19 protein-coding genes are annotated in these 22487 nt (G+C 38.5%); 5 read left to right on the forward strand and 14 right to left on the reverse strand.

What is annotated here, in order from left to right; all coding sequences use genetic code 11:
• Positions 1–12 precede the first annotated feature (12 nt).
• The 5 genes from ACN6MT_RS28980 to uraD are packed head-to-tail and all read right to left on the reverse strand — an operon-like array spanning position 13 to position 4502.
• Positions 13–1239, reverse strand: coding sequence for a M20 family metallo-hydrolase (locus ACN6MT_RS28980; RefSeq protein WP_419954232.1), 1227 nt, complete (start codon positions 1237–1239; stop codon positions 13–15).
• On the reverse strand, positions 1214–2617 hold the full coding sequence (gene allB / locus ACN6MT_RS28985; protein WP_419954233.1) for an allantoinase AllB: 1404 nt from the start codon (positions 2615–2617) through the stop codon (positions 1214–1216). The genes ACN6MT_RS28980 and allB overlap by 26 nt, the downstream gene beginning before the upstream one ends.
• Before the next feature lie 8 nt (positions 2618–2625).
• The gene (gene uraH, locus ACN6MT_RS28990) at positions 2626–2985 is read right to left on the reverse strand and encodes a hydroxyisourate hydrolase (protein ID WP_419954234.1); all 360 of its coding nucleotides are present in this window, start codon (positions 2983–2985) and stop codon (positions 2626–2628) included.
• A complete protein-coding gene (gene pucL / locus ACN6MT_RS28995) occupies positions 2982–3935 on the reverse strand; it encodes a factor-independent urate hydroxylase (RefSeq protein WP_419954235.1) in 954 nt (317 codons plus the stop codon). The genes uraH and pucL overlap by 4 nt, the downstream gene beginning before the upstream one ends.
• Before the next feature lie 39 nt (positions 3936–3974).
• Entirely contained in the window at positions 3975–4502 is a 528-nt protein-coding gene (gene uraD, locus ACN6MT_RS29000) for a 2-oxo-4-hydroxy-4-carboxy-5-ureidoimidazoline decarboxylase (protein WP_419954236.1), read from the reverse strand.
• Positions 4503–4928: 426 nt separating this feature from the next.
• On the opposite strand from uraD, the gene ACN6MT_RS29005 reads away from it, so the two are divergent.
• From ACN6MT_RS29005 to ACN6MT_RS29015, 3 genes are all read left to right on the forward strand, one after another.
• On the forward strand, positions 4929–5399 hold the full coding sequence (locus ACN6MT_RS29005) for a nucleoside deaminase (RefSeq protein ID WP_419954237.1): 471 nt from the start codon (positions 4929–4931) through the stop codon (positions 5397–5399).
• A gap of 24 nt (positions 5400–5423) precedes the next feature.
• Positions 5424–7163 carry an adenine deaminase gene (ade, locus tag ACN6MT_RS29010; RefSeq protein WP_419954238.1) on the forward strand — a complete coding sequence of 580 codons (1740 nt, stop codon included), beginning with the start codon at positions 5424–5426 and terminating at the stop codon, positions 7161–7163.
• Positions 7164–7285: 122 nt separating this feature from the next.
• Positions 7286–7675, forward strand: coding sequence for an SET domain-containing protein (locus tag ACN6MT_RS29015; RefSeq protein ID WP_419954239.1), 390 nt, complete (start codon positions 7286–7288; stop codon positions 7673–7675).
• A 45-nt stretch (positions 7676–7720) separates the two neighbouring features.
• Here the strand turns inward: ACN6MT_RS29015 and ACN6MT_RS29020 are convergent, their stop codons facing one another.
• From ACN6MT_RS29020 to ACN6MT_RS29050, 7 genes are all read right to left on the reverse strand, one after another.
• On the reverse strand, positions 7721–8809 hold the full coding sequence (locus tag ACN6MT_RS29020; protein ID WP_419954240.1) for a 4Fe-4S binding protein: 1089 nt from the start codon (positions 8807–8809) through the stop codon (positions 7721–7723).
• Between the two features lie 27 nt (positions 8810–8836).
• A complete protein-coding gene (locus tag ACN6MT_RS29025) occupies positions 8837–9646 on the reverse strand; it encodes a dimethyl sulfoxide reductase anchor subunit family protein (RefSeq protein WP_419954241.1) in 810 nt (269 codons plus the stop codon).
• A complete protein-coding gene (locus ACN6MT_RS29030) occupies positions 9646–10209 on the reverse strand; it encodes a 4Fe-4S dicluster domain-containing protein (RefSeq protein WP_419954242.1) in 564 nt (187 codons plus the stop codon). The genes ACN6MT_RS29025 and ACN6MT_RS29030 overlap by 1 nt, the downstream gene beginning before the upstream one ends.
• 16 nt (positions 10210–10225) lie before the next feature.
• Complete coding sequence (locus ACN6MT_RS29035; RefSeq protein ID WP_419954243.1) at positions 10226–12427, reverse strand: molybdopterin-dependent oxidoreductase; 2202 nt, start codon at positions 12425–12427, stop codon at positions 10226–10228.
• Positions 12417–13037 carry a TorD/DmsD family molecular chaperone gene (locus tag ACN6MT_RS29040; protein ID WP_419954244.1) on the reverse strand — a complete coding sequence of 207 codons (621 nt, stop codon included), beginning with the start codon at positions 13035–13037 and terminating at the stop codon, positions 12417–12419. The genes ACN6MT_RS29035 and ACN6MT_RS29040 overlap by 11 nt, the downstream gene beginning before the upstream one ends.
• Position 13038: 1 nt before the next feature.
• Positions 13039–13269, reverse strand: coding sequence for a hypothetical protein (locus tag ACN6MT_RS29045; RefSeq protein WP_419954245.1), 231 nt, complete (start codon positions 13267–13269; stop codon positions 13039–13041).
• A gap of 536 nt (positions 13270–13805) precedes the next feature.
• Positions 13806–15860 carry a molybdopterin-dependent oxidoreductase gene (locus tag ACN6MT_RS29050; RefSeq protein WP_419954246.1) on the reverse strand — a complete coding sequence of 685 codons (2055 nt, stop codon included), beginning with the start codon at positions 15858–15860 and terminating at the stop codon, positions 13806–13808.
• 143 nt (positions 15861–16003) lie between these two features.
• On the opposite strand from ACN6MT_RS29050, the gene ACN6MT_RS29055 reads away from it, so the two are divergent.
• A complete protein-coding gene (locus ACN6MT_RS29055; RefSeq protein ID WP_419954247.1) occupies positions 16004–16570 on the forward strand; it encodes a 4Fe-4S dicluster domain-containing protein in 567 nt (188 codons plus the stop codon).
• A gap of 24 nt (positions 16571–16594) precedes the next feature.
• Positions 16595–18172 carry a PucR family transcriptional regulator gene (locus ACN6MT_RS29060; RefSeq protein WP_419954248.1) on the forward strand — a complete coding sequence of 526 codons (1578 nt, stop codon included), beginning with the start codon at positions 16595–16597 and terminating at the stop codon, positions 18170–18172.
• Positions 18173–18472: 300 nt separating this feature from the next.
• On the opposite strand, the gene ACN6MT_RS29065 is transcribed toward ACN6MT_RS29060, so the two are convergent.
• Positions 18473–21970 (reverse strand): endo-alpha-N-acetylgalactosaminidase family protein, encoded by a 3498-nt coding sequence (locus ACN6MT_RS29065; RefSeq protein WP_419954249.1) that lies wholly within the window; start codon positions 21968–21970, stop codon positions 18473–18475.
• Positions 21971–22163: 193 nt separating this feature from the next.
• Entirely contained in the window at positions 22164–22412 is a 249-nt protein-coding gene (locus ACN6MT_RS29070; protein ID WP_419954250.1) for a hypothetical protein, read from the reverse strand.
• Between the last annotated feature and the right edge of the window lie 75 nt (positions 22413–22487).

Below are 22487 nucleotides of genomic sequence, written 5' to 3' on the forward strand. Positions count from 1 at the left end.
AAAAATCACTCCTCAGCGGTGGTATGCTAATTGATGTAATAGTTGTATGAGAACCTCCAGACCTTTTTCTAAGTCCTGTGTTGAAGTATATTCGAGTGGTGAATGGCTAATACCGCCCTGGCTGGGAACGAATAGAATGGTCGTAGGACAAATACCTGCAAACAGCTGGGCGTCGTGCCCAGCACCGCTATTCATCCAATGACAAGGAATCATATTGTCCGTGCAGATACCTTGTATAATTTCATTAAGCTTATGATTCATTTGGGCAGGCTGAACCTCGTGCCACATCTCAACACTTAAATCCAGACCGAATTTCTTTGCATGGTCTTCAAACATTTGGACGAATTGCTGACAAAAAGACCGTAAAATGGATTCATTTGGATGTCTCGCATCGACAGTAAACTGAACGTGATTAGGAATGACATTTGGTACATTAGGTTCCAGAAAAAGCTGCCCTACACTTGTTACAAGATCCTCATCGTATTCCTTTACACTTTCGTATAAATCATGAATCATGAATACCGCCCCATGCAGCGCGTCTCTTCTCCATTTCATTGAGGTTGTACCAACATGGTTTGATTCTCCATTCACCGTAATTCGAAACCGTTTTTGACCGACAATTGCCTTGACAATGCCAATTGATTTTTCAATTTTTTCTAATGTGGGTCCTTGTTCGATATGTAGTTCAATAAAAGTCTGGATATCATTTCGGACCCTATATTCAGAAAGACCAAATCCTGCTGCCATCATAGCTGTCTCAAAGCTTATTCCCTGTGAATCCTTGATATCACGAATATCTTTAAATGAATAATTCCCCGTCATCACACCTGAACCCCAGAGAGCGATTGGAAAGCGGCTTCCTTCCTCTTCGCAAAAAGAAACCACTTCAAGGTTTATGTCGGGCTGCCCGAACTTTTTTTTCAAATAAATTAATGCTAGAATCCCAGCAATGATTCCATAAGCACCATCATATTTACCGCCGGATTTAACGGTATCAACATGCGACCCAATTAAAATTGCCTGTGCATTTGGAATAGAGGAAGGCAATCTTCCAAATAAGTTTCCAATGGAATCATAATTTGTGTCGAGCCCACCGTCCTCCATCCAACCCTTTAAGGCTTGCTGAGCATCCTTCCAAGACTGGGAATAAAGGGTTCGAGTTACCCCTCCATCAGGCTCAGCCCCAAAAGAGGCAAGCCAGTCGATTGCCTCGCTAAGATTCGTTGGGAACTGATCCATATGCATCCTCCCTTGGCAGTATATACTGACCATCCTTTTCTTGGGTGAGACCAGTGTAATCATCGTAAATGACTTTTCCTCGTAAAATGGTTTTCTTTACCTTTAACATGAATTTTCTATTTTCATAGGGGGAATATCGATTGCGGAAGGCAATACATTGCTGATCCACAATCGTTGTTTCATCTAATGAAATTAAGACTAAATCCCCGTCCAACCCGGATTGAATTCTTCCTTTCTTTGCTGCTATCCCAAACCGATCAACTACATTTGCAGTTCCTAGAGGAAGTATGTCTTTAAGTGGAATTTTCCTTTTCATAGCCTCATCGAGTAAAGCAAGCCATGTAAATTGTACTCCTTGGATTCCTCCCCAAGCTTCCCAAATGGAGTCCGTGTTTTTCATGGAATAAAGACAAGGAGAATGATCAGAACCAATCGTATCAATCCACCCATTTGACATACAATCCCACATTCCTTCTACTTCTTCTCTTGGCCGAAGCGGCGGCGCACACTTGAGAATGGCACCAGATTTAAGGAAATCATCTTCATTAAATAGTAAATAATGAGGACAGGTTTCTACTGTAGCGTTAATTCCACTTTCCTTGGCCTCTTGAATGAGTTTAACGACTCTAGGTGAACTGATATGAACGAAGTGGACCGATGTTCCATATTTCTGAGCAGCCTCTAAAGCATAACTAACCGCCTTTTCTTCCGCGGAAATCGGTCTGCTGGCAAGAAAGGCCCTGTGCTCATCGAGGCTAGTTTGTTTTTTATAAAAAGTAGTAAGGTTATGAATCTCTTTCTCCCATTCTGCATGCAGAGCGAGGATTTTATTTTGTTCAGCTGCTATTTTCATAGCCATCTTCATTTGATTAGGTGAAACAAAGGGAAAATCATCAATACCGCTCTCACACATAAATGCCTTCCATGCAATAATACCCTTACTCATTTGGGCGAGTTCTTCTTGATTACTAATTGAATTACCAGTCATTCCGCCCCACAAAGCATAATCAACATAGGATTTGGAAGTTAAATACTCTCTTTTATTGTTTAGATTTTTCATTGTTGTCACGGAGGGAGAACAATTTAGCGGCATATCAAAAATCGTTGTCGTTCCTCCAATGGCTGCGGCAAGGCTACCAGTTTCTATTCCTTCCCACTCGGTCCGACCGGGGTCATTAAAATGAACATGTGCGTCGATAAATCCAGGAACCACTAGGCAGCCACTTGCGTCTATGAAATTGGCATTGTTCTCTGTCATTGGTTCAGGTTCGCACTCGTAATGAGTATCAATCTTGCCATCTATAATTCTTATATTTTTGTACCGAAACCCTTCTCCTGTAAAAACATATCCGTTTTTCACCCAAAGTTCAGTACTCATTTTTCCTCCTAACTCCCTCGGTACGTACTGTACCCTCCCGGTGAGATTAAAAGCGGCACATGATAGTGGGAATCTGGCTCAGAAATACCAAATCGAACCGGAACACAATCCAGGAATGAGGGATTTTCAGTGGCTGCTCCGCGACTTCGGTAATAGTCTCCAACATAAAAAAGAAGTTCATAGATTCCCAGTTTCATTTGCTCCCCCTCCAAAAGGGGGTGGTTTAATCTGCCGTCTTCATTTGTATGGAAAGATGCAATGATTTCGTTCTCTACATTTGGACCAACATGTACTAGCTCTACTAATACACCGCTCGCTGGCCTTCCTATGCTAACATCAAGGACATGCGTTGTTAGCTTCCCTTTCATTTATTGGGTTCCTCTTTAGCTTCTAGGTCAGCACGCGTCATTGAAAAACATTGGAACCCATAAGGGGGACGAGGTTCCGTAAATACTTTTCCTTCTTGTGAGGCAGGAATTTCATCTAAAATCGTTTCCCACGTACGGTTATTAGATTCGAACCGGACCTCTGCTAACTGGGGAAAACGTTCTAGGATTCGAGTACCGATTCGGTAAATGAGATTTTGGATGGATGGAGAGTTTTCTTCATGGAAGACAGTGTACGCAATATCCCTGACCTGTTCTGCTGCCACATAGCCATGTGATGTATTTCCCCTGGCATCCTCAAGGTCGTCATAACGCCAATCAATATTTAAAAAGATAAAGAGCGGGCGGTCAAAGGATTCTGGCAATGTTGTATATTCATCCTTCACATAGCCGTAAAACGAACTGCCCTTTACCTTAATAAGCTTAAGACCCTTTAAAGTACTTAGGTGCTGGGTGGTGATAATGTCATCATTTTCACGTTTTACTTCTATGGAGGCTCCGGCCTGTTCATTTAATGAGTAGCGAAACACCAATGGGCTTGGTTCAAAGCTGCCATTTGTCGGGACAGGAAGTTCTTCAAAGGAAATCTGTTCACCTGAGATATTAATGCCTGTCATATGTGAGTACGTCTCAAGAAATCGTTGTGCAACAAATTCAAGGAACCCTTCCTGGGTGGCTCCCTGATAATCTCCTGCATGCTTAAGGATGAAATTTTTCATAGAATCGGTTGCAACAACCAACGTGTTATCACCATCTTTAAATGAGGAAAAAAAAGCTTCACCTTCTACAGCGACTTTTACATTCATGCCAAATAGAATGTTTTTGCTCCCTGTGAATGTGGACTCGGGAATGTTTCGAATCCCCGTTAACGGCTTAGCGTAGGTACGATAAACCCAAACATCTGCTTTTCCGTAGCTCATCGTTCTTTTCATGTTGTATTAGCCTCCTTTTGTCATTTTAAAAGGCTTAAATCAGTCTTTATGAACGCTTCCTCCTATGAAAATATCATTCAACCGAAACCCAGCAATTTTATAGACTTCACGTAAGGCGATGTTAAACTCTTCCTCGTAAGAGTTATGAATTCTTTGCTTCATTGAAGCCAATATCGTCTCCTTGCTTTGACCTTTTACCGCCATGATGAAAGGGAAATTGAATTTATTCACATAGCTTTGGTTAAGAGAAACAAACTCCTCAAATTCCTCCTTTGTTAGCTTATCTAGGCCTGCTCCTTTTTGCTCCTTTTGGGAAATCTCGGACATTTGCAATCTTGTTCCTAAATCCGGATGTGCTCGCAGTAATGCTAACTGCTTAGATTCCTCGGCATTTTGAACAATATCAATCATCGTTTGTATAAGGTGTTCACAGGATTCGAACGGCAAATTCCCCCATGCACCGGAAGCTACCCACGGAGAGTGTTCAAAGACCCAGCCTATCTTTTGTACAAACTCCTCCTTTTTCATTTGGTTTACTTTACTTTCAGCCCATATATTTTTATTCATAACTTCATCTCTCCCCTTCTAATTTGTTGGATGGTTTTAATTTGGGAGAAACACACAATTTATTAAATCACCAGCTGGATTACCGTTAAAACTATATATATTTTTTAGACCCCCTAAAAATACCCACCTGTTCTATCTCTAATCATATGAATCTTTCTAAATGGCTCGACTATTGTCAGCTATCGGTGGCACAGCAAACTCGTCCTGCCATTTTTTCATCATATTATCGAAATGCCGAAATAGTATCTACAAACCTGTCATATAATCTAACAAGTTTTTTTATCATCCTAGACCCAAATAGTCTGTAAGCAAACCTTACAACAAGAAAGCAATTCTAAGCGGGTTATAGAATAATGAATCTCAAGTTAATAGATTATGAATCCTTACGTACAAAATGAAAAAACTCATCACTGAAGGAGAGATTACATGTCAGATATTCTTTTCATGAAAAAAGCCATTCAGGAAGCGCTCCATAATGTCTTAACCAATCACGGCGGACCGTTTGGAGCCATCGTGGTGAAGGATGGAGAAATAATCGGGGTTGGCCGAAATGAAGTAACATCCTCTAACGATCCAACCGCACATGCAGAAGTCCAAGCTATTCGCGCTGCCTGCAGCTATTTAAAGGATTTCCAACTATCGGATTGTGAAATCTATACGAGCTGTGAGCCTTGCCCAATGTGCATTGGTGCTATTTACTGGGCGAGACCAAAGGCTGTTTACTATGCATGCACGAAACAGGATGCCGCCAAGATCGGGTTTGATGACCAGTTCATTTATGAACAACTCGAACTTCCGATGGAAAATCGGCAAATACCCATGAAAAAAATCTTTCCGGAGGATGGTGACCTTCCTTTTCGGACATGGGAAAGCTCTAAAAACAAAGTTGAATACTAATCTTAAGCTAGAGGGTGTTGAGCAATGGAGAGAAATCAATTAACCCGAAGAATTGCAGTTGCCTCAGGGAAAGAGCCTGCGGACACTGTTGTCAAAAACGGCAGGATTATCGATGTGTTTAACGGAGAAATAATTGAAGGCGATATCGCTATTGTCGATGGTTATTTTGCAGGGATCGGGCAATATAAGGGGAAAAATATTGTTGATGCCAAGGGGCGTTATGTAATTCCTGCCTTTATTGATGGTCATGTTCATATTGAATCTTCTTTGGTGACGCCTAGTGAATTTGCCAAAGTCCTCCTTCCTCACGGAGTAACGACCGTTATCGCTGATCCCCATGAAATTGCGAATGTCCTGGGTACTGCCGGCATTCAATATATGCTCGATTCTTCCGAAAATCTTCCTTTTGATATTTATATTATGCTTCCTTCCTGTGTTCCTGCGACAAGCTTCGAAAACTCAGGCGCTATTTTAAAAGCAGAGGATTTAGTTCCCTTTTATCAACATCCTCGAGTCCTAGGATTAGCAGAGGTGATGAATTTTCCTTCCGTCCTAAATGCTGAAGATGATATGCTCAACAAAATATCTGATGCTAAACAGTTCGGAAAGACAGTGGATGGTCATGCTGCGGGATTATCTGGTACTGATTTGAATGTGTATATGGCTGCAGGTATTAGGACCGATCATGAAAGCACAACCGCGGAAGAAGCGAGAGAACGCCTTCGAAGCGGGATGTATTTAATGATCCGTGAAGGGACTGTAGCAAAAGATTTGCAGAATTTGATTCCGGCAGTAAATGAGTATAATTCGCGGAAGTGCTTATTTGTTACCGATGATAAGCATTTAGATGACCTAGTAATTGGAGGCAGCATTGATCATAACGTTCGGCTGGCTATCAACTTAGGAATTTCCCCGGTAACAGCTATCCAAATGGCTTCCATCAATGCAGCAGAATGCTTTGGGCTTAGTGATAAGGGTGCAATTGCCGCCGGTTACAAAGCGGATTTTTCTTTAGTAGAAGAACTTGAAACTTTAAAGATTATACACGTTTATAAAAACGGAAAAGCCGTTGTAGAAGATGGTAAGTTGGTTACGGATTGCATTTCCACTCATAAGGGTGGCAGTGCTAACTTAAAAAATTCTGTCCATTTTGACGACATCTTAAAAGCAAACTTCAATATTCCATTATCAACGAACAAAGCAAATATCATTGAAATCATTCCTAACAGTCTTATAACACGGCATATCGTAGAAGAAGTAGACACCTGCAATAAAGGGTTCTTCCAACCTTCGACCAGTGGGGACCAGTTAAAGCTCGCTGTAATCGAGCGCCATCATTTCACGAGGCAAATTGGTTTGGGCATTGTGAAAGGCTTAGGATTAAAACATGGTGCAATTGCTACCACAATTGCCCATGATTCACATAATCTCATTATTGCTGGGACCAATGACGATGATATGGTGTTAGCTGCAAATACAATAAAAGAAATGCAAGGCGGGCTGGTTGTGATTAAAGGAGGTCAAATACTTGCTTCTTTAGAGTTACCCATCGCAGGATTAATGTCTGACCGCCCTTACCGTGAAGTCTACAGTAGTCTCAATAACCTTCACATTGCTCTTGAGCAGCTTGAAGCAAACGATTATTTCAATCCCTTTTTAACCCTTTCCTTTTTAGCGCTTCCTGTTATCCCAGAGTTAAAACTTACCGATAAAGGTTTATTTAAGGTTTCAACCTTCGAGCATATTAACATCAGTACTGTTTAAAATTCGTGCTTTTAAGACACACTATCATCCGAGAAACCGAAAAACGGTTGCTTTCAATGCCATTACCTGTCAAACTAAATAGGATAATTAACTTCGAAAGAAAGTAAATGTAGGTGACGAACATGATAGAAATAAAATCTTCAAAGCTTAGTGACGGAGAGTTCAATCGAGGAGTATTCGCTACACGTGATATTAAAAAGGGCGAGCTTATCCATGAAGCACCCGTTATCGCCTATCCGAATGAAGAGCATGAACACATTGAAAAAACATTGCTTGCTGATTATGCGTTTGAATATGGGATTAACCATACATGCATTCTCTTAGGTTATGGGATGTTATTTAATCATTCCTATCAGCCTAATGCCACATATGAGATAAATTTTCCTAACCATACCTTTGACTTCTTTGCTTACAAAGATATTAAAGCAGGCGAAGAAATTCTAATCAACTATAACGGCGATGAAGAGGACCAAGAACTGCTTTGGTTTGATAAAGAAAAACAAGAAAAATAACAGCCCTGGTTGGCTGTTATTTTTTTTGCACTATGATAGGGTTTACTAATTGCTGCCCTTAACGAGAAGTTGCTGCTCCTGTTTGAGAAGAGTTTTGTTTTGCATGTGCTGTAATGAAATACTTTTCGTAAAACAGATATCTTCGCATAATGAACAGTCTACACATTTAGCAGGATTAAGGGTGATTGATACCTGGTTATTTTCCCTGTCCATTTTCAAGGCATCCGTCGGACATAAAATCGAACAGGCACCGCAAAAATTACAATCATCCGTAATAGTAGGAAGCCTGATATCCTTTTGTTTTTGTAAGATTTCAATTTCCTTCAATTGAGCCAAAAACAACGCTCGTTTATTCATATAAGGAAGTGCAGATTCATTGGTCATCTTCTCATATAGATGAAGAGACACTTCATCCAACTCTCTCTTCACTTTTGAAAGGGTATTCTCCTGTCTTTTTTCCTGATACGATAAAACTTCGGAACCTCCTAATAGTTCTTTAAATGCTAACTTATTCGTTGCTTTGATTTCATTAAAAAAGCTTGATAGGAAGGCACGTCGATCTGTATCAAACGATTTGGGTTTCGCCGAACAAGTGATATCGGACATGATTTTCATAGAAGAACCCGCTATCTTTTCTCCAGCGTCAAGCTCTTTTTTCCAAATCGTTTCACCTGTTGTGATTTCACAGAAAGTACAACCTGAACCAGTATGGTAGATGGTAAGATTTTGACACTTATTTAAGATGGAAACCCACGCTTCTCTAGGAATCATCCCTAAGCAAGGCACCGAAACCGTGATTACATTCTTATCTGAAACTGGCATTTTTTCACAATGTAAGTATACTTGTTCATTTTGTTCACACTGATGAACCAGATAAGATAGTACTTGCACGAGAGAGGGGCGATTAAAAGCAAGAGCATTTGTTGGGCATACGGTTGAACAAAGCCCGCATGCCAAACAATGATTGTCTATTTCAATCTGTTTTTTCGAAAAAGAAATGCTTTTTGTTGGACAATGGTCTACACAGCTATGACAAGTGCTTTTCGGTGATATCAAATGCGCACATAAATTTGGCTCGACCCTCAATGAGGTCATTTTTTGATCCATTACCTTTACCCATTTTAACAAATCCACTCTGCCAACCCCCTCGCAAACAATTACCTACAAATGAATAGCTGTTTCATAAAATAAAACCCTGCCTAAAAATTCACTGATGAGTAAAACCGCAAATGCCACAGAATAAATTTTTACATTTTGCCATTTGCTATTTTTATAGGTTAAAAATAATAACGTAAAGGCTGCTGCAAACGTCACAAGTCTAATCCAAAAGAATATATGGTTGAATGTTAATCTAGCAGTTTCAACCGCTTCTGGCAGACCTGCGAGCAAGGATGAAAAGTAACCTGCCATTACAACCGCTGTGACAGTAAGTGTTAAAACCGAAAGACCAGAAATATTAACGTTTACTTCTCCTCTAATCGCTAAGATTGCAGCCACGAATAGCGGTCCTAATAGTATCGATGTTAGAAAGAAAGCGAAAAGAGTGCTTACTCCATCCCAGGCAGGAATGGCCGGGATCATGTAGATTTTCGCAGATGAAAAGATTGCGACAACTCCTATAATAGAAGTGATCCAGCCTATGGTGCTGCGCTTTGCACGATCATCCTTATACCAAAACCATGTATAGACTAAAATCAATCCGACGAATGCCCCATAAAATGTTACCTCACGACTTAACCATGAGACCCCAAAATTTAAAATTGCCCGATATGCGAAAAAAGGTTGACCTAAATGCAACATGGAAACGAGAAGCGAAACACCTCCAAGAATCAGGAGAGAAATCGATATAAGTAATCCTGTTTTTCGGGATATGCCGGCTTTTTTTCGATCGATCCACCATAGTGTCACAAACCCGCCTAAGATAAGCTGAGACAAAATGGTAAAGATTACAAGTGGAAGATCATGCATCATTATACCCTCCTAAACTGTTTGCCTGGTTTTGGCAAAATAAAATGAGTAGTTGGATGAGTTATAGACGGGTCGGCAAATGCCGGCACCACGTTCACCACACCAGAAAGTTTCGCTTCATTGTAATCAACAATTTCAATCGCCTCCATTGGGCACTTCGATACACAAATTGGTGATTCCCCTACATCGAGCCGGTCGTAACACATACTGCATTTGTCCATTTTTTTCTTAACAGGATTGTATTGCGGCACACCATATGGACATGCCTTGCCGCACATTTGGCACCCAATGCAAAGTTCCTGATTATGAACAACAATTCCATCCTCATCCCGTTTCGTATAAGCACCAACTGGACAAGCCTTTTTACAGGCAGGCTCATCACAATGGTTACAAGCAGTTGATACAAAAGCCCGGACGGGAGAACCCACAAGATCCTCCGGCAGCTCCCGTACCGTTCTTCGTCTCATAGATGGCTCAAGCTGGTAAAAACTTTTACAAGAGATTTCACACGCATGACAGCCGATACAGCGTTCAATATTTACTAAAAACCCTAGTTTTTTCGCCATTGTTATCCCCTCCTCTTTACGCCTTTTCTATTTTGACAAAATTATCATGGAAGGCGATTCCGCGCTGGCCTTTACTATAATCACCCATATCAGAAGGCAATGCCTTTACATTAAAGTTTTCTGTATAATTCACATCTTTCCACCAGCCCTCATACATCACAACCGTATCGCTCGGAACAGTCTTTGTTAATTTGGCTGGCAGCGTCAAATACCCTGCTTCATTTCGGACGTTGACCATGTCATTTGCGCGAATCGAATATTTCTTTGCCAAGTCCGGGTGCATTTCAACAAATGGATGGTCTTGGATGGCACCTAACCAATCGATATGTTGAAATTGACTATGAATACCCAGTTTCCAGTGTGGTGAGATGCAGCGAATCGGATATTCATTGTTTGCCTTATACTCCTCAATAAATACTGGTAGCGGATGATGACCATATTCAACTGCTTTTTTAGAGAAAAATTCATACTTGCCTGAAGGTGTTCTAAACTTTAGGTCTTCCCAGGCGACCGTTACCTTTTCACTTGCCTTCACGGTACCGCCATTTTTTCGAAGTTCATCCCAGCTTTTGACCCCGAATAACTTGCGGATATCATCATTAAATTCTTTTTCCACCCATTCAACGAGATTACCTGAAACAGGGAATGTACAAGATCCTACCTCTAACTCATTCAATTTCTTAGAAAGGCCCATGGCAATCTCTAAATCACTTTTCGTTTCATATAGCGGCTTGATTGCCTGCTCGTTGGCATTCATCCAATAATGCCAGTAACTCACGTTGATTCCTACCGTCTCAAATGGTGTTGTCACTGGTAAGACAATATCCGAATATTCTACTGTTTGATTCATATATAGATCCGCTGTCACAATCAAATTCATTTGATCAAATGCCTTTTTGACTACATTTGGCTCGGGGTCTTGAGCAATTGGATTACGACAGGCAATCCACATCATTTTTATCGGTGGATCATTAGCTTCAAGGACTTGAGCACCAAAATTATTCATATTGACATAACGATCAGCTTCGCCTTTCGTTCCTTCAGGTGCTCCAAAGCTCATCGTATGGTAATTAAATCCCCATGTCTCTCCGCCGATATAATTAACGCCGCCGCCTTTTTTACCGATATTTCCTGTTATCGCTGCAAGGGCATCAATTGCGCGAACCATAGAACCGCCATTTGTATGACGCTGCATTCCGAAACCAATCCAAATATTCGCTGGCTTTGATGTTGCATATTCACGGGCAATTCTCTCAATCACCGGCTTTGGTATGCCTGTTTTTTCAGCTGCCCATTCAACCGTAATATTCTTTTTTACATATGACACAAATTCTTGAAACCCAACGGAATGGTTATTTACCCATGCTTCATCAAATAGGTCATGATCGAGGATGTACCGAATCATTCCAAGCGCTAAGGCTCCATCTGTACTTGGTTTAATTTGAATATATTCATCCGCTTTTGAAGCAGTTTGCGTAATCAATGGGTCAATGACAACAAGCTTTGTCCCTTTTTCTTTCGCCTGCTCAATAAAGTACATGGAGTGGGCTGACGTCCAGGCAGGATTCGCTCCCCAAAGGATAATATACTCCGCATCCATAAATTGCTCTGGATCATTGTTATAAGCCGTTCCCATATCAAAGGCTTGGGCGTCTGAACCGGCTGGGTCACAAGGAGTTCCTTGCGCACGTGTGGTAAACCCAATACTCGAAAGCATTCCTTCTGTTGCGTAGTTTAATATATTGAAGTTACCGGAATACTTATTTAAGCAAATTGGCAGCGTGTTTCCATATTCTTTTTTTATATCAAGCATTTTCTTGGCAATGATTGTATAGGCTTCATCCCAGCTAATTCTTTCCCAATTTCCCGATCCGCGTCCTTTCTGCCTCATAGGGTATTTAATTCGGTCTGGAGAATAGACGATTCGTGGATACGTATTTCCTTTTACACAAAGTCTTCCTTTTGTGTAATGGTTATTTTCATTGCCAGTAACAAACGTAATTCTACCGTCTTCTACTGTTGTGACAATTGAACATGTATCATAACAATTTCGAGGACAGGCATTGAAAAATTGTTGTTTTTGGCTATTGGACTTCGCAGCTGCTGTTGGGACGAGGCCATTCGTTGCTTTACTTCCGATTGCTCCGAGTCCTAAAAGTGTACTTAATGCTGCAGAACCCTTTAAAAAGGTTCGACGAGAAACATTTTCAGTTAACATCTTTATTCCCACCTTCCAGTTGTAAAAATTCCTTTAATATAACGGCCATCGCGTGTGTGATGGGATTTTGATTATTTTGTAAGATTGATTCACAATGCTTAAAACCCCATTGCAAAAGATGTTTTTCTAAGAACATCTTGTAGATTTGACGATGATCTTCAATCGTTGGCTGACTTAAGACATGAAGTATGAATTCCAATTCAAATTGGATGTGATCATCTGGAATCTGCCCTTCATTCGCCACTTGAAGTCCAACATAACGGTAAAAGTTCCGTACATTCAACGTTTCCTGTTGCAAAACGTTTCCTTCATAGTTCCGATAGCTAGATTCAAATGGTGATGCTAATAACTTATTGGGACCCACAAATAAACGATTGTAATCATACTCAAACGTTTGAATATTTCTCTCTGTTACTCCTTCTAACACCTGTAAGCTTTGAGCCACTTCATCTAGTAAACTTGTATATTGATATTCCTTAATTATCTGGACTACCTGTTTCCACTGTTTTCGAGTCAGTTGAAGTAAATCCCCTCGATAGTAATGACAAAACAACTGATAATAGAACGATCGTTCTTCAGGTTTCATTACCGTTTCTTGTGTAATGGTCATATTATTCAACCTCGTTTTTTAACTGAATTTCCTTCTGAAGCTTCTCGAATTCTATCTTTTCCTCATCCGTTAATTTCATTTCTTTCTCTACAACAGGATTTGGATTACCCACATATTCTTCATTTGGAACCATTTGAATTTTTGCTTTTATACTTTCTTCTGCTTGCTGTTCACAGCCTAACAGTGAAATGACACTCATTAGATTGATTAATAGGAAAAGAAAAGTTTTCATATCTCTTTAACTCCCTTCTAATTCTATTAACAGAATATCATGTTCAACAGTGAGCAAATGTAGAAGTGTAAACATACTTTACGCTTCAATGGTGTAGAAAAATGAATTTAGGGCTTCTAGACACACCTTGTTCATCATTTCATAATATTTTAGACAAACTTTCGTTCACATATCTTCTTTTTTTAAAGGCTCTGTTAAATAAGGCTGTTGAGTTACGCTTCAGGAACCAGCGAGAGTAAAGTAAGCGGAGACTTTCCGGTTAAATGCAGAATGGAGCTTTTTTCAAGGTATATAAGGGGAGGTTTTCCGGTTATGCAAAGAAAAATCTTCAATTTTTGAATTTTCGAGTCAATAGGCGGAATCTCTCCGTCTGTTTATGCTATTTTTAATCATAATTACGAATTAAGCGGAATTCCTCCGTGTATTTAAATTCCTAAAATTCACAAAAGTCAACAATATCCTTTAACACAGCCTTTTTAAAAAAATGGATGACTTTCAAAGGTTGTACCAACCCATTGAAAAGTCATCCACTCTCTTTAATTCGATAGATTTTCAATATTTACATGTACATTGTTTAATGCATTGCCTTTTCCACCTGTCACGAATTGTCCCATATCAGAAGGGGTAAAGGTGATCAATTTATTGATTAACGGATGGTTCGGATAAATCAATAACGTCTGCTTTTGTACATCATGGGAGTATTTTGCACGAATGATAATTTCTCCACTTTTACTTAAAAGCTTCACCATCGTATCATTTTGAATATTCTTTTCTTTTGCCAGCTTTGGATGAAGATACACAGATGGCTCTTGGTTGATTTCCTTAAAGGAGTTCAGATTTAGAAATTGTGAATTGATTCTGAAAGGTTCATGATTTAATAATAATGTATACGGGTATTGGGCATCCATCTGACTCCCCGCCGGTTCCAATCCAAATGGTGAAAGTTGATTCTTTTTTGCTTGGAAGGAATAAAGTTCGATTTTTCCTGAAGGTGTCTGGAAATGAAAATCCTCCCATGCCGTTTTAGAATGATCTACTCTCTTTGGTCCGCTCAACAATTCTCGCCAGTTTTTTATATGAAGTTGTTCATATAAGGTATCTGTAAATTCTTGTTCAATAAATTCCTCATCTGTTAAATGAGAAGGAAATGAACTAAACCCCTCCTTATATTCGTTTAACTTCTTCGATAGTAATCGCGCAATTTCTAAATCACTTTTGCTCTCATAGTAAGGCTCAATCGCTGGTTGGTTAATGCTAATCCAATGGTGCCAATAACTAGAAACGACTTCCCATTCTTCAAATAACATCGTTGCAGGCAAAACAATATCAGAAAATTGAACGGTTTCAGTTAAAAAATGTTCAACCGTCACAATTAATTCCATAGCCGATAGAACTTCTTTTAATTGTTTTATATTTGAACTTTGAGTGAGTAAATTCCTGCAAGTAATCCAAAGAAATTTGACAGGCGGGTCTTGTTGTTTTTGAACATCAAGAGCAAAATCGTTCATATCGATGGTCCGTATTTCGTTTTTTTCTATCCCATCTTTTTGGAGGTAATTCAAGATTTGAAAAGTAAACTTCTCCGTTGTCCTCTTTCCAAATTGTACACCGCTACCCTTGATCCCAACATTTCCAGTCATCGCAGCTAGAGAATTAATAGCACGGACATTTTGACCGCCATTCATATTTCTCTGCATTCCAAAGCCAATCCAGATGGTAACCGGTTTGTCGTGACATAATCGTTCTGCTAGGAATTTTATCGCTCCTATACTCTGTCCACATTCTTTTAATGCATCATCCATGGAAAACTGCCGAATATGCTCCTTTAATTCGTTCCAACCCACTGTATGTTTCTCAATAAATTCAAGATCATATAATTCATGATCGATAATGTATTTAGCTATTGCAACTGCGAGAGATCCATCACTACCAGGTTTCACTTGAATAAATGCATCTGATTTTTTCGCTGATTCCGTATAAATAGGATCAATGGTAATGATTTTCGCTCCACGTTTTTGCGCCTCATATATATAGTTCATAGAATGAATGGACGTCCATACAGGATTTACTCCCCAAAGGATAATCGTTCTGGCATGATGAACATCTTCCATATCAGAAGTTTGACATGCACCATAATCGTAATGTAATGCGTCCATTCCTGGTGCCCAACATGGGTTCCCAATGGCCCTTGAAGTATTGCCTAATCCATTAAAAAAACCTTCCATTGCATGATGAAGTACACCCATATTACCTGAATATTTATTTAAAGCTAATGATAAATGGGAATCATAACGTTCGTACAGTTCAATCATTTTATTCGTAATCGTTTCTATTGCTTCTGACCAAGAAATTCTTTGCCATCTTCCACTTCCCCGTGGAACCTGTTTCATTGGATATTTTAGCCGTTCCTGATGGTAGACTTGATTCATATAATTATATCCTTTTGCACATAGTAACCCCTTTGTATAACCATGCGCTGGATCACCTGTAACCTTTTCTAATTGTCCATTTTTTGTAAATCCGAGAATGCTGCAAGCACTATAACAATTACGCGGACAGACATGACGAGTTATTTTATAGCTTTTGTCCATCAATCTCATTCTCTCCTTTACAATAAAAGTGTTTAAAAATTGTTACATTTTTCACAATGTATATAGTTAAAAGTCCTATACAATAAGTATATAAAAATATTGTAAATTCAGAGGACGAAATAATGGCAAAAGGGTGACGATATATGAAACAATTGGGTTTTTTAGTTCATATAGAACAGTGTTTAGGCTGTCGATCTTGTGAATTTGCATGTAAAAATGAACACGGTCAGAAGGATTCATTTCGAAGGAAAATTCATACTGTCTCTGACGCTTTCATGAAGAATGGACAACGTTTTCACCATTTTTCCATGTCATGCAATCACTGTTCTACTCCTGCCTGTCTGTCTAATTGCCCTGAAATGGCCATTAAGAAGAAGGCAAATGGAATCGTGATTATAGATCACTTGAAATGTACAGGCTGCTCCCGCTGCGTAACGGCTTGCCCCTTTGACGCGATTTCTATCAATATGATAACTAAGAAAGCTGACAAATGTGATATGTGCTATGATCGACAAATGCAAGGTGATTCTACGATATGTGTTTCATCATGTCCTGTAAATGCAATTGAAATTATTGATTTGAACGATCCCGTGAACGCTCATTATGATAAAGCTGTATATGGATTTAATATGAAAAAAATGACCAATCCCTCGATAAGATTTGATACTCAAACTGAACCTTCCAAGCTGCGTTTTTGGTCTAACTCATAAACGGATATTAAGGAGATTGACAATATGCTTACTTTTCAGGAACTGATATGCGCCTCTCCTTTTTACCATGCCGAAATTATTGGCGGATGGGAAGGTAAGGAGAAAGGCTTTTTACGGGCTGAGGATAACCCTCTTAATTTAGGCGAACCAACATTATTTATGGTGCGAAGCGACCACCAGACGATATCACGGTTGGATGAACTTATTGCACAGCAAAACGTACAGGGTATCCTTTTATATGGAGGGGTAAAACCTTATATTCCTCACATGATGATTGAAATCATTGAACACTTCAATAAACCGGTTTTATTTTTAAAAGAAGAAATCAATTCTACAACCACAAAAAAGAAAATTACAGATCTTTCACAACTTAAATCCCTAGGTTTATATCATTATGTATTCGAACATACCACAAATTATTGGCTGCAATTGATTGATGAAAAAGGCTTGGCGGGATTTTTACAACGTCTTTCTTTATTGTTAAATCAGAAAATCTTTCTATTGGATGAACACTTTTATCTTCACTCTACACAAGATAGCGATGGAAAACATGATCAATTCAGGCATTTCTCATCGATGTATGATGAGCAAACCGCTTCCAATAAAAGGGAAGTGTTTTCCATGGTACAAGATGGTCAATATCATTATTTCCTTTTTCCCTTATTAGCTGACGACCATCTTTATGGATATTTCCTTTTTCAAGAACAACCTAGTATGATGATTGATGTTTGTACGGAGCAAGTCATACATGCTATTCCAGCACTTCTATCTTTTTTAAAAAAAGAAGAGGCCGTACTTCGAGCCCATCAATCCTATCAGGAAAGTTTCCTTTATAACCTTCTTTATAATAACTTAGATTCAGAACAGGTACTGATTAAACAAGGGAAACAATGGGGCTGGGATTTCACGAAGCCAACAGAATTAATGATAATGCGGTTAAATCAAAAAAACGAAGCAGCTAAATTCAGTATTGATATAGACTCGATAATTAGAAAGGTCCGTTCCCTCATTTCAGCTCGATTTTTACAAGCGATTACTTTCCCTATGCAAGGGGATATTATTATGATTGTTTTTGATTCTGTACACCTTCTCCCTAAAGAGAGGAAAGAGTTTACATTATCTTTAGGACAACAAATCCATAAAAAGGTCGAACAGGACCTTCCGGGTCTAGCATGTGAAATTGGAATTGGCCGCCATTATCCTTCAAATATGGAGTTATTCCGCAGCTTTTATGAAGCAAAGGTGGCTCTAGAATTAGGAAAATATGAAATCAGGCATGAGGCTGTCCGTCACTTTGAGAACATTGGAATCGTCAGACTTCTATCCAATATTCATCACCATGTACTAAAGGAATACTATGAGGAAGTGTTAAAAGACCTATTCTTAGATCAAGAAAACAGTGCGGTTAATATTGAAACATTAGAAGCATTCTACCAAAATAACGCAGATATTAACCAAACGGCTGGACAATTATACATTCACCCAAACACCTTACGAAAGCGGCTAAAAAAATTAGAATCCATTCTAGACATCGACTTCAATCGACTAGATGACCTTCTAGAAATTTACGTAGCTTTAAAAATAATCAAAATGATAAGATAGGTAAAGGTGACAGGCACCACCAAATTAATAATGTTACTCATTATTCTAAAGTGATATTAATAGGCGAAGGAAATTCATCATTGACATTTCTTTCGTCTTTTTTCATGTGAAATCAACCAATGGTCCTTGGAAGATGGTTTAGTAATAAGAGATTCAAAAAAAAACCGTCCTCACTTAAAAATGAGAACGGCAAAGTTTCTTAAACTGATTTTCCAGCCAAATGATTATAGCAAACATTTTACACAGAGATTGACATGCACCTGTTCATTACAGTCAAATTTCCTCATTTTAAAACAATTTCTATTTGTTTGATACCGTTTCAATAACTAGATTATCTAGCATAATATCTTTGTAGCCATTAAAGTTAGCTTGTGCACCTGTCACACCTTGAGTATCGGCAGCTTTGTTAGTGGAATAAATCCCAAACCAGCTTTGACCTGATTCATCCCCTACTAATGTAAAGGAATACGTGCCAGATTTTGCATCTTTATCGCTACTTGCTGTTGATTTTAATTCATCCAAAGTTAATATTCCTTTTTCTTCAAATGGAGCATTACCTGTTACTACTGCATAAGTTCCATCACTACCTGCTTCATAATCAAAAGTGATTTTATACGTTACACCTGGTTGGAATTTGAAGTTTTGTGGTATCGTTTGGTATACAAGTTTGTTGCGTTGCGTTAAACCATTAGTTTTAATTGACCATTTACCAGCAATAACATCATTTACTAGTTTTTGGTTCCAACCTCTTTGAGTATATGGTGCATGTAATTCAGCAAGGTGCGTTCTATTATCTTCCACACCTTCAATATTACCGATTACAAACGGATAGATACCTTGTGCAACATTTTCAAAGTCTTGTACGAATTTATTACTGCTTACTTGATTATTAGAATTATTTTCTACGATACGAATATCATCAAAGTAACTTGCACCATTCCCAGCATCTCTAGATAAATCAATGGTTACATCAGATGCTTCTGGGCCAGTTTCAAAGAATACATACATATTTTGAAAATAACTTGTTCCATCTACTGTTGAAGCCATTTGACCATCTGCTTTTGCTTTCTCGGATCCTAGTGTATTGTGTGCATAAGCTCTAACATAGTTTTTAGCGATAGATTTATCAGTACTATTTGTATACTTTTTGCCGTTAGAAGTAATTGTTATACTTGCTTGTTCTTCACTTCTGTTGTCTATACCGACATAAGCAGCATACTTGGTATTTGGTTTTAATCCCGTTACTTTTTGAGTAACATTTACTTTCTCTTTATTGTTAGAGATTGTTAACATGTTATTATTACCTTCACTCTTCGTAATCTTAACCGCTTCTGAATCTCCTGTAACAATCCAATCTTTTAAGGAATTGCTGTTAAAGCCAGTATCTACAAGATGCATTCCTTCGCTCCAATTAACATCTTTGTTCGTTTCCGCTCTTTTATGAATTACATATGCAGTAGATTTTTTGGCATTTAATGTGATCTGACCATTTTTAATCGTAACGTCTTCCACATTTTGTTTACCTAATTCTGTTAACTCATAGACTTTAACTGTACCCTTCCAGCCAGTTGGAACAGTCCAAGTAGTTTCTCCACCATTTGTATTCCAGTGGTATAATTTTTCCTTCGCTGTTGGCAATTTCTTACCATTTTGATCCCAAGACCATGGTATTAAATACTTTTCATCACCAGGTTTACCTTCAAATATTTTATTACCATTAAATGTAATAGTCCTTGTACGGTAACCATCTTTATCATTTGCAAAATCATTAGACTTTCTTTCAATTATAAGAGTATTTTTACCAGAGTCATCTTTTAATATTGCCTTCATGCCTGGTACCCAGTTGTAAGTTTGATTATTATCTGTCATTTCGACTGCATTGCCATCTTCCCACTGTGTTACTTTATAATGTTGGATGAATTTTGTTGGAACGTTCACTGCAAACAAATTATCCATATAAGCTTTGTAGTCACTTCTACCTTGCCATCCTTCGAAGTCTTTCATGCTGTAGCCAAATAATAATGGAGCATCCGCGTCCCCGCCATACCTAGGATAGTTACCAATCCATGCATCTTTTTGATGGTTCTTAATAAAACGTGTGATGGTACTATTGATACCTTTTAGAGTAAAACCGCCATAAGTTAAATCGGCTGCCCAGTGTTGGAATGTAGAATCATACTCGTTTGCATATCCCCACTCACTGCCTAAGCGCCAACCTAAACTGTTTATTTCTTTACTTAATTGACGGCTTGGCCATGTACTATTATCACCTGACTGTCCGTTACCCCAAACGTCAACATAAATAAAATCTAAATCATTCTTTTTGCCACCAAGAACGTCATACAAATCTTTGAATCGTTGTGCTCTACCATTTCTTAAATCATAATCAGCATCAATGTTTACCCCTTGATCAATCCAGTTCCAACCATACTTATAAGTTCCATCTGGATTTTTTAATAAACGATCTTCATGGAAATACTTTGATTCTGGGTACGTTTCACTTGCATTCACATGAATTCCAAAAGTTGCCCCATATTCTTTACCCTTCTCTAGCAATGTTTTCATATCCTTGGCACCACCGATACGCGTTCCAACATCTGCATAATTTAAATGACCAGAATCATGCCCTTCACTACCATAACCTTTCAATAGAATAGATTGTCCTAGTCCATCGGTACCTAAAGAAAACTTCTTAACTCCATCTAAAGTCATTAAGAAAGGATTTTGGGCTTGACCGCCAAAATTCATGCTAATGCGGTAACCAACTAAGTCTGGAACCTTTTCTGACCCTAGTGGTTCGTTCATAATATTTCTATAAGCAATAGCTCCATCTTGCCAGTTTATTTTTTTATCATCATTAGCGTCAGCAGTAATAACAACCTTCGCAGATGGCATTTCATCTACCTTGTTTACTGTTCCATCTTCTAGCTCCAGAGTTCCATCTTCCTTACGATACTCTTCTGATTTTTGATAGGTCCAGAATGTACTGCTTAAGCCAATTGTTTTTTCCCCTGCACTATTAGTCGCAGCCGTAGCTGTAATTCTTTGTGCATCAGTTTTTGCAGCATAAGAATTGGGATCTAGTTTTTTTGCTAAACTATTCTCTGTATTCGACCATATACCTGCACTTAATTCATCATTAGAAAGAAAAGCATACATATATCCTTTTTGCTCTTCATCTTGCGTATTCAAATTATTATCAACCTTTACCTGTCTGTCGCCATTGATGTGTGTATTTGTAGACATCTGTACTCCATCTAGTACAGCATCTTTTTGACTGCTATTTAAAGAAACTAAATTGTGATTTGGAATTTCAATTGTTTTTACGATTTTGTTGTCCACAATCTTTGTTATATTGAATTCTAAAATATTTCCTTTAACAATCATTTCTGCAGTAATAACCGCATTGATATTGTTACTATCGTCTATTAAAGTCATCTTGTACTCAATTTTATCGGATGAAATGATTGCTTTTACTTGTGGTTTGACTGCTACGTTATTAATAAGGATTGTATCTAAGGCCTCAGGCTGTCCGTAAAAAGTTGTCCCTGCACCATTTCCAGATTTTAAATTGTACTGAATTACTCTTGGAAAATTCACATCGACAAGAACGTTCATTTGATTAGACGAAATAACCGTTTGTGAACCTTGTGGAATAATTTGACTTCCTTCTTGCTTAATTACCGTATTTCCCTCAGCCAGTACCAGGGAACTATTCGCATACCATGTAGAGCCTGCCATACATCCAGCTAAAAGTACTGCAATCGTTTTCTTAAACTTATTTCTTGAACTTTTCATATTTCCTCCTTTGAATTTACTACTTTAATAGAAGACGTTGTCTTAACATAAAGTACCACCTTCTACTTGTAATCTAGCTTACTTTTATTAAAACGCTTACACAATAAAGATGTTGTCCAAATTTTTAGAAATATTGTTTTTTTAGTGATTTCCAGATTTATGTACTGCATGGGAACGAGGTTCCTGTCTCCTCCTAAAAAAAATGACAGGCACCACTATAAGTACCATCCAAATCAAGCTGCCCGTAGTTTCTGACATTCTGCAGTCCTTTAAACCACGTTTTCACCTCTATTTTTCCATTAAATAAAGTATCTATGATGGTATGAGTATATTCTGGATTAAGTGATAAGGAAATCTTTGCATCTAGCATTTTTATCAGACCATTGGCAAAAGGCGCTAACCTTTTTGCTCCTGCTTCTACAGTTACATACAGATAATTCAACTTCTTAATTTTAATAGTCTTTGATTCTGATAAGGAAGTTGCAACCTTCGCAATCCCTTCCCATGCTCCTCAACC

This window comes from Neobacillus niacini, assembly GCF_048572935.1.
In the GTDB taxonomy this organism is placed as follows: Bacteria; Bacillota; Bacilli; order Bacillales; family Cytobacillaceae; genus Neobacillus; species Neobacillus niacini.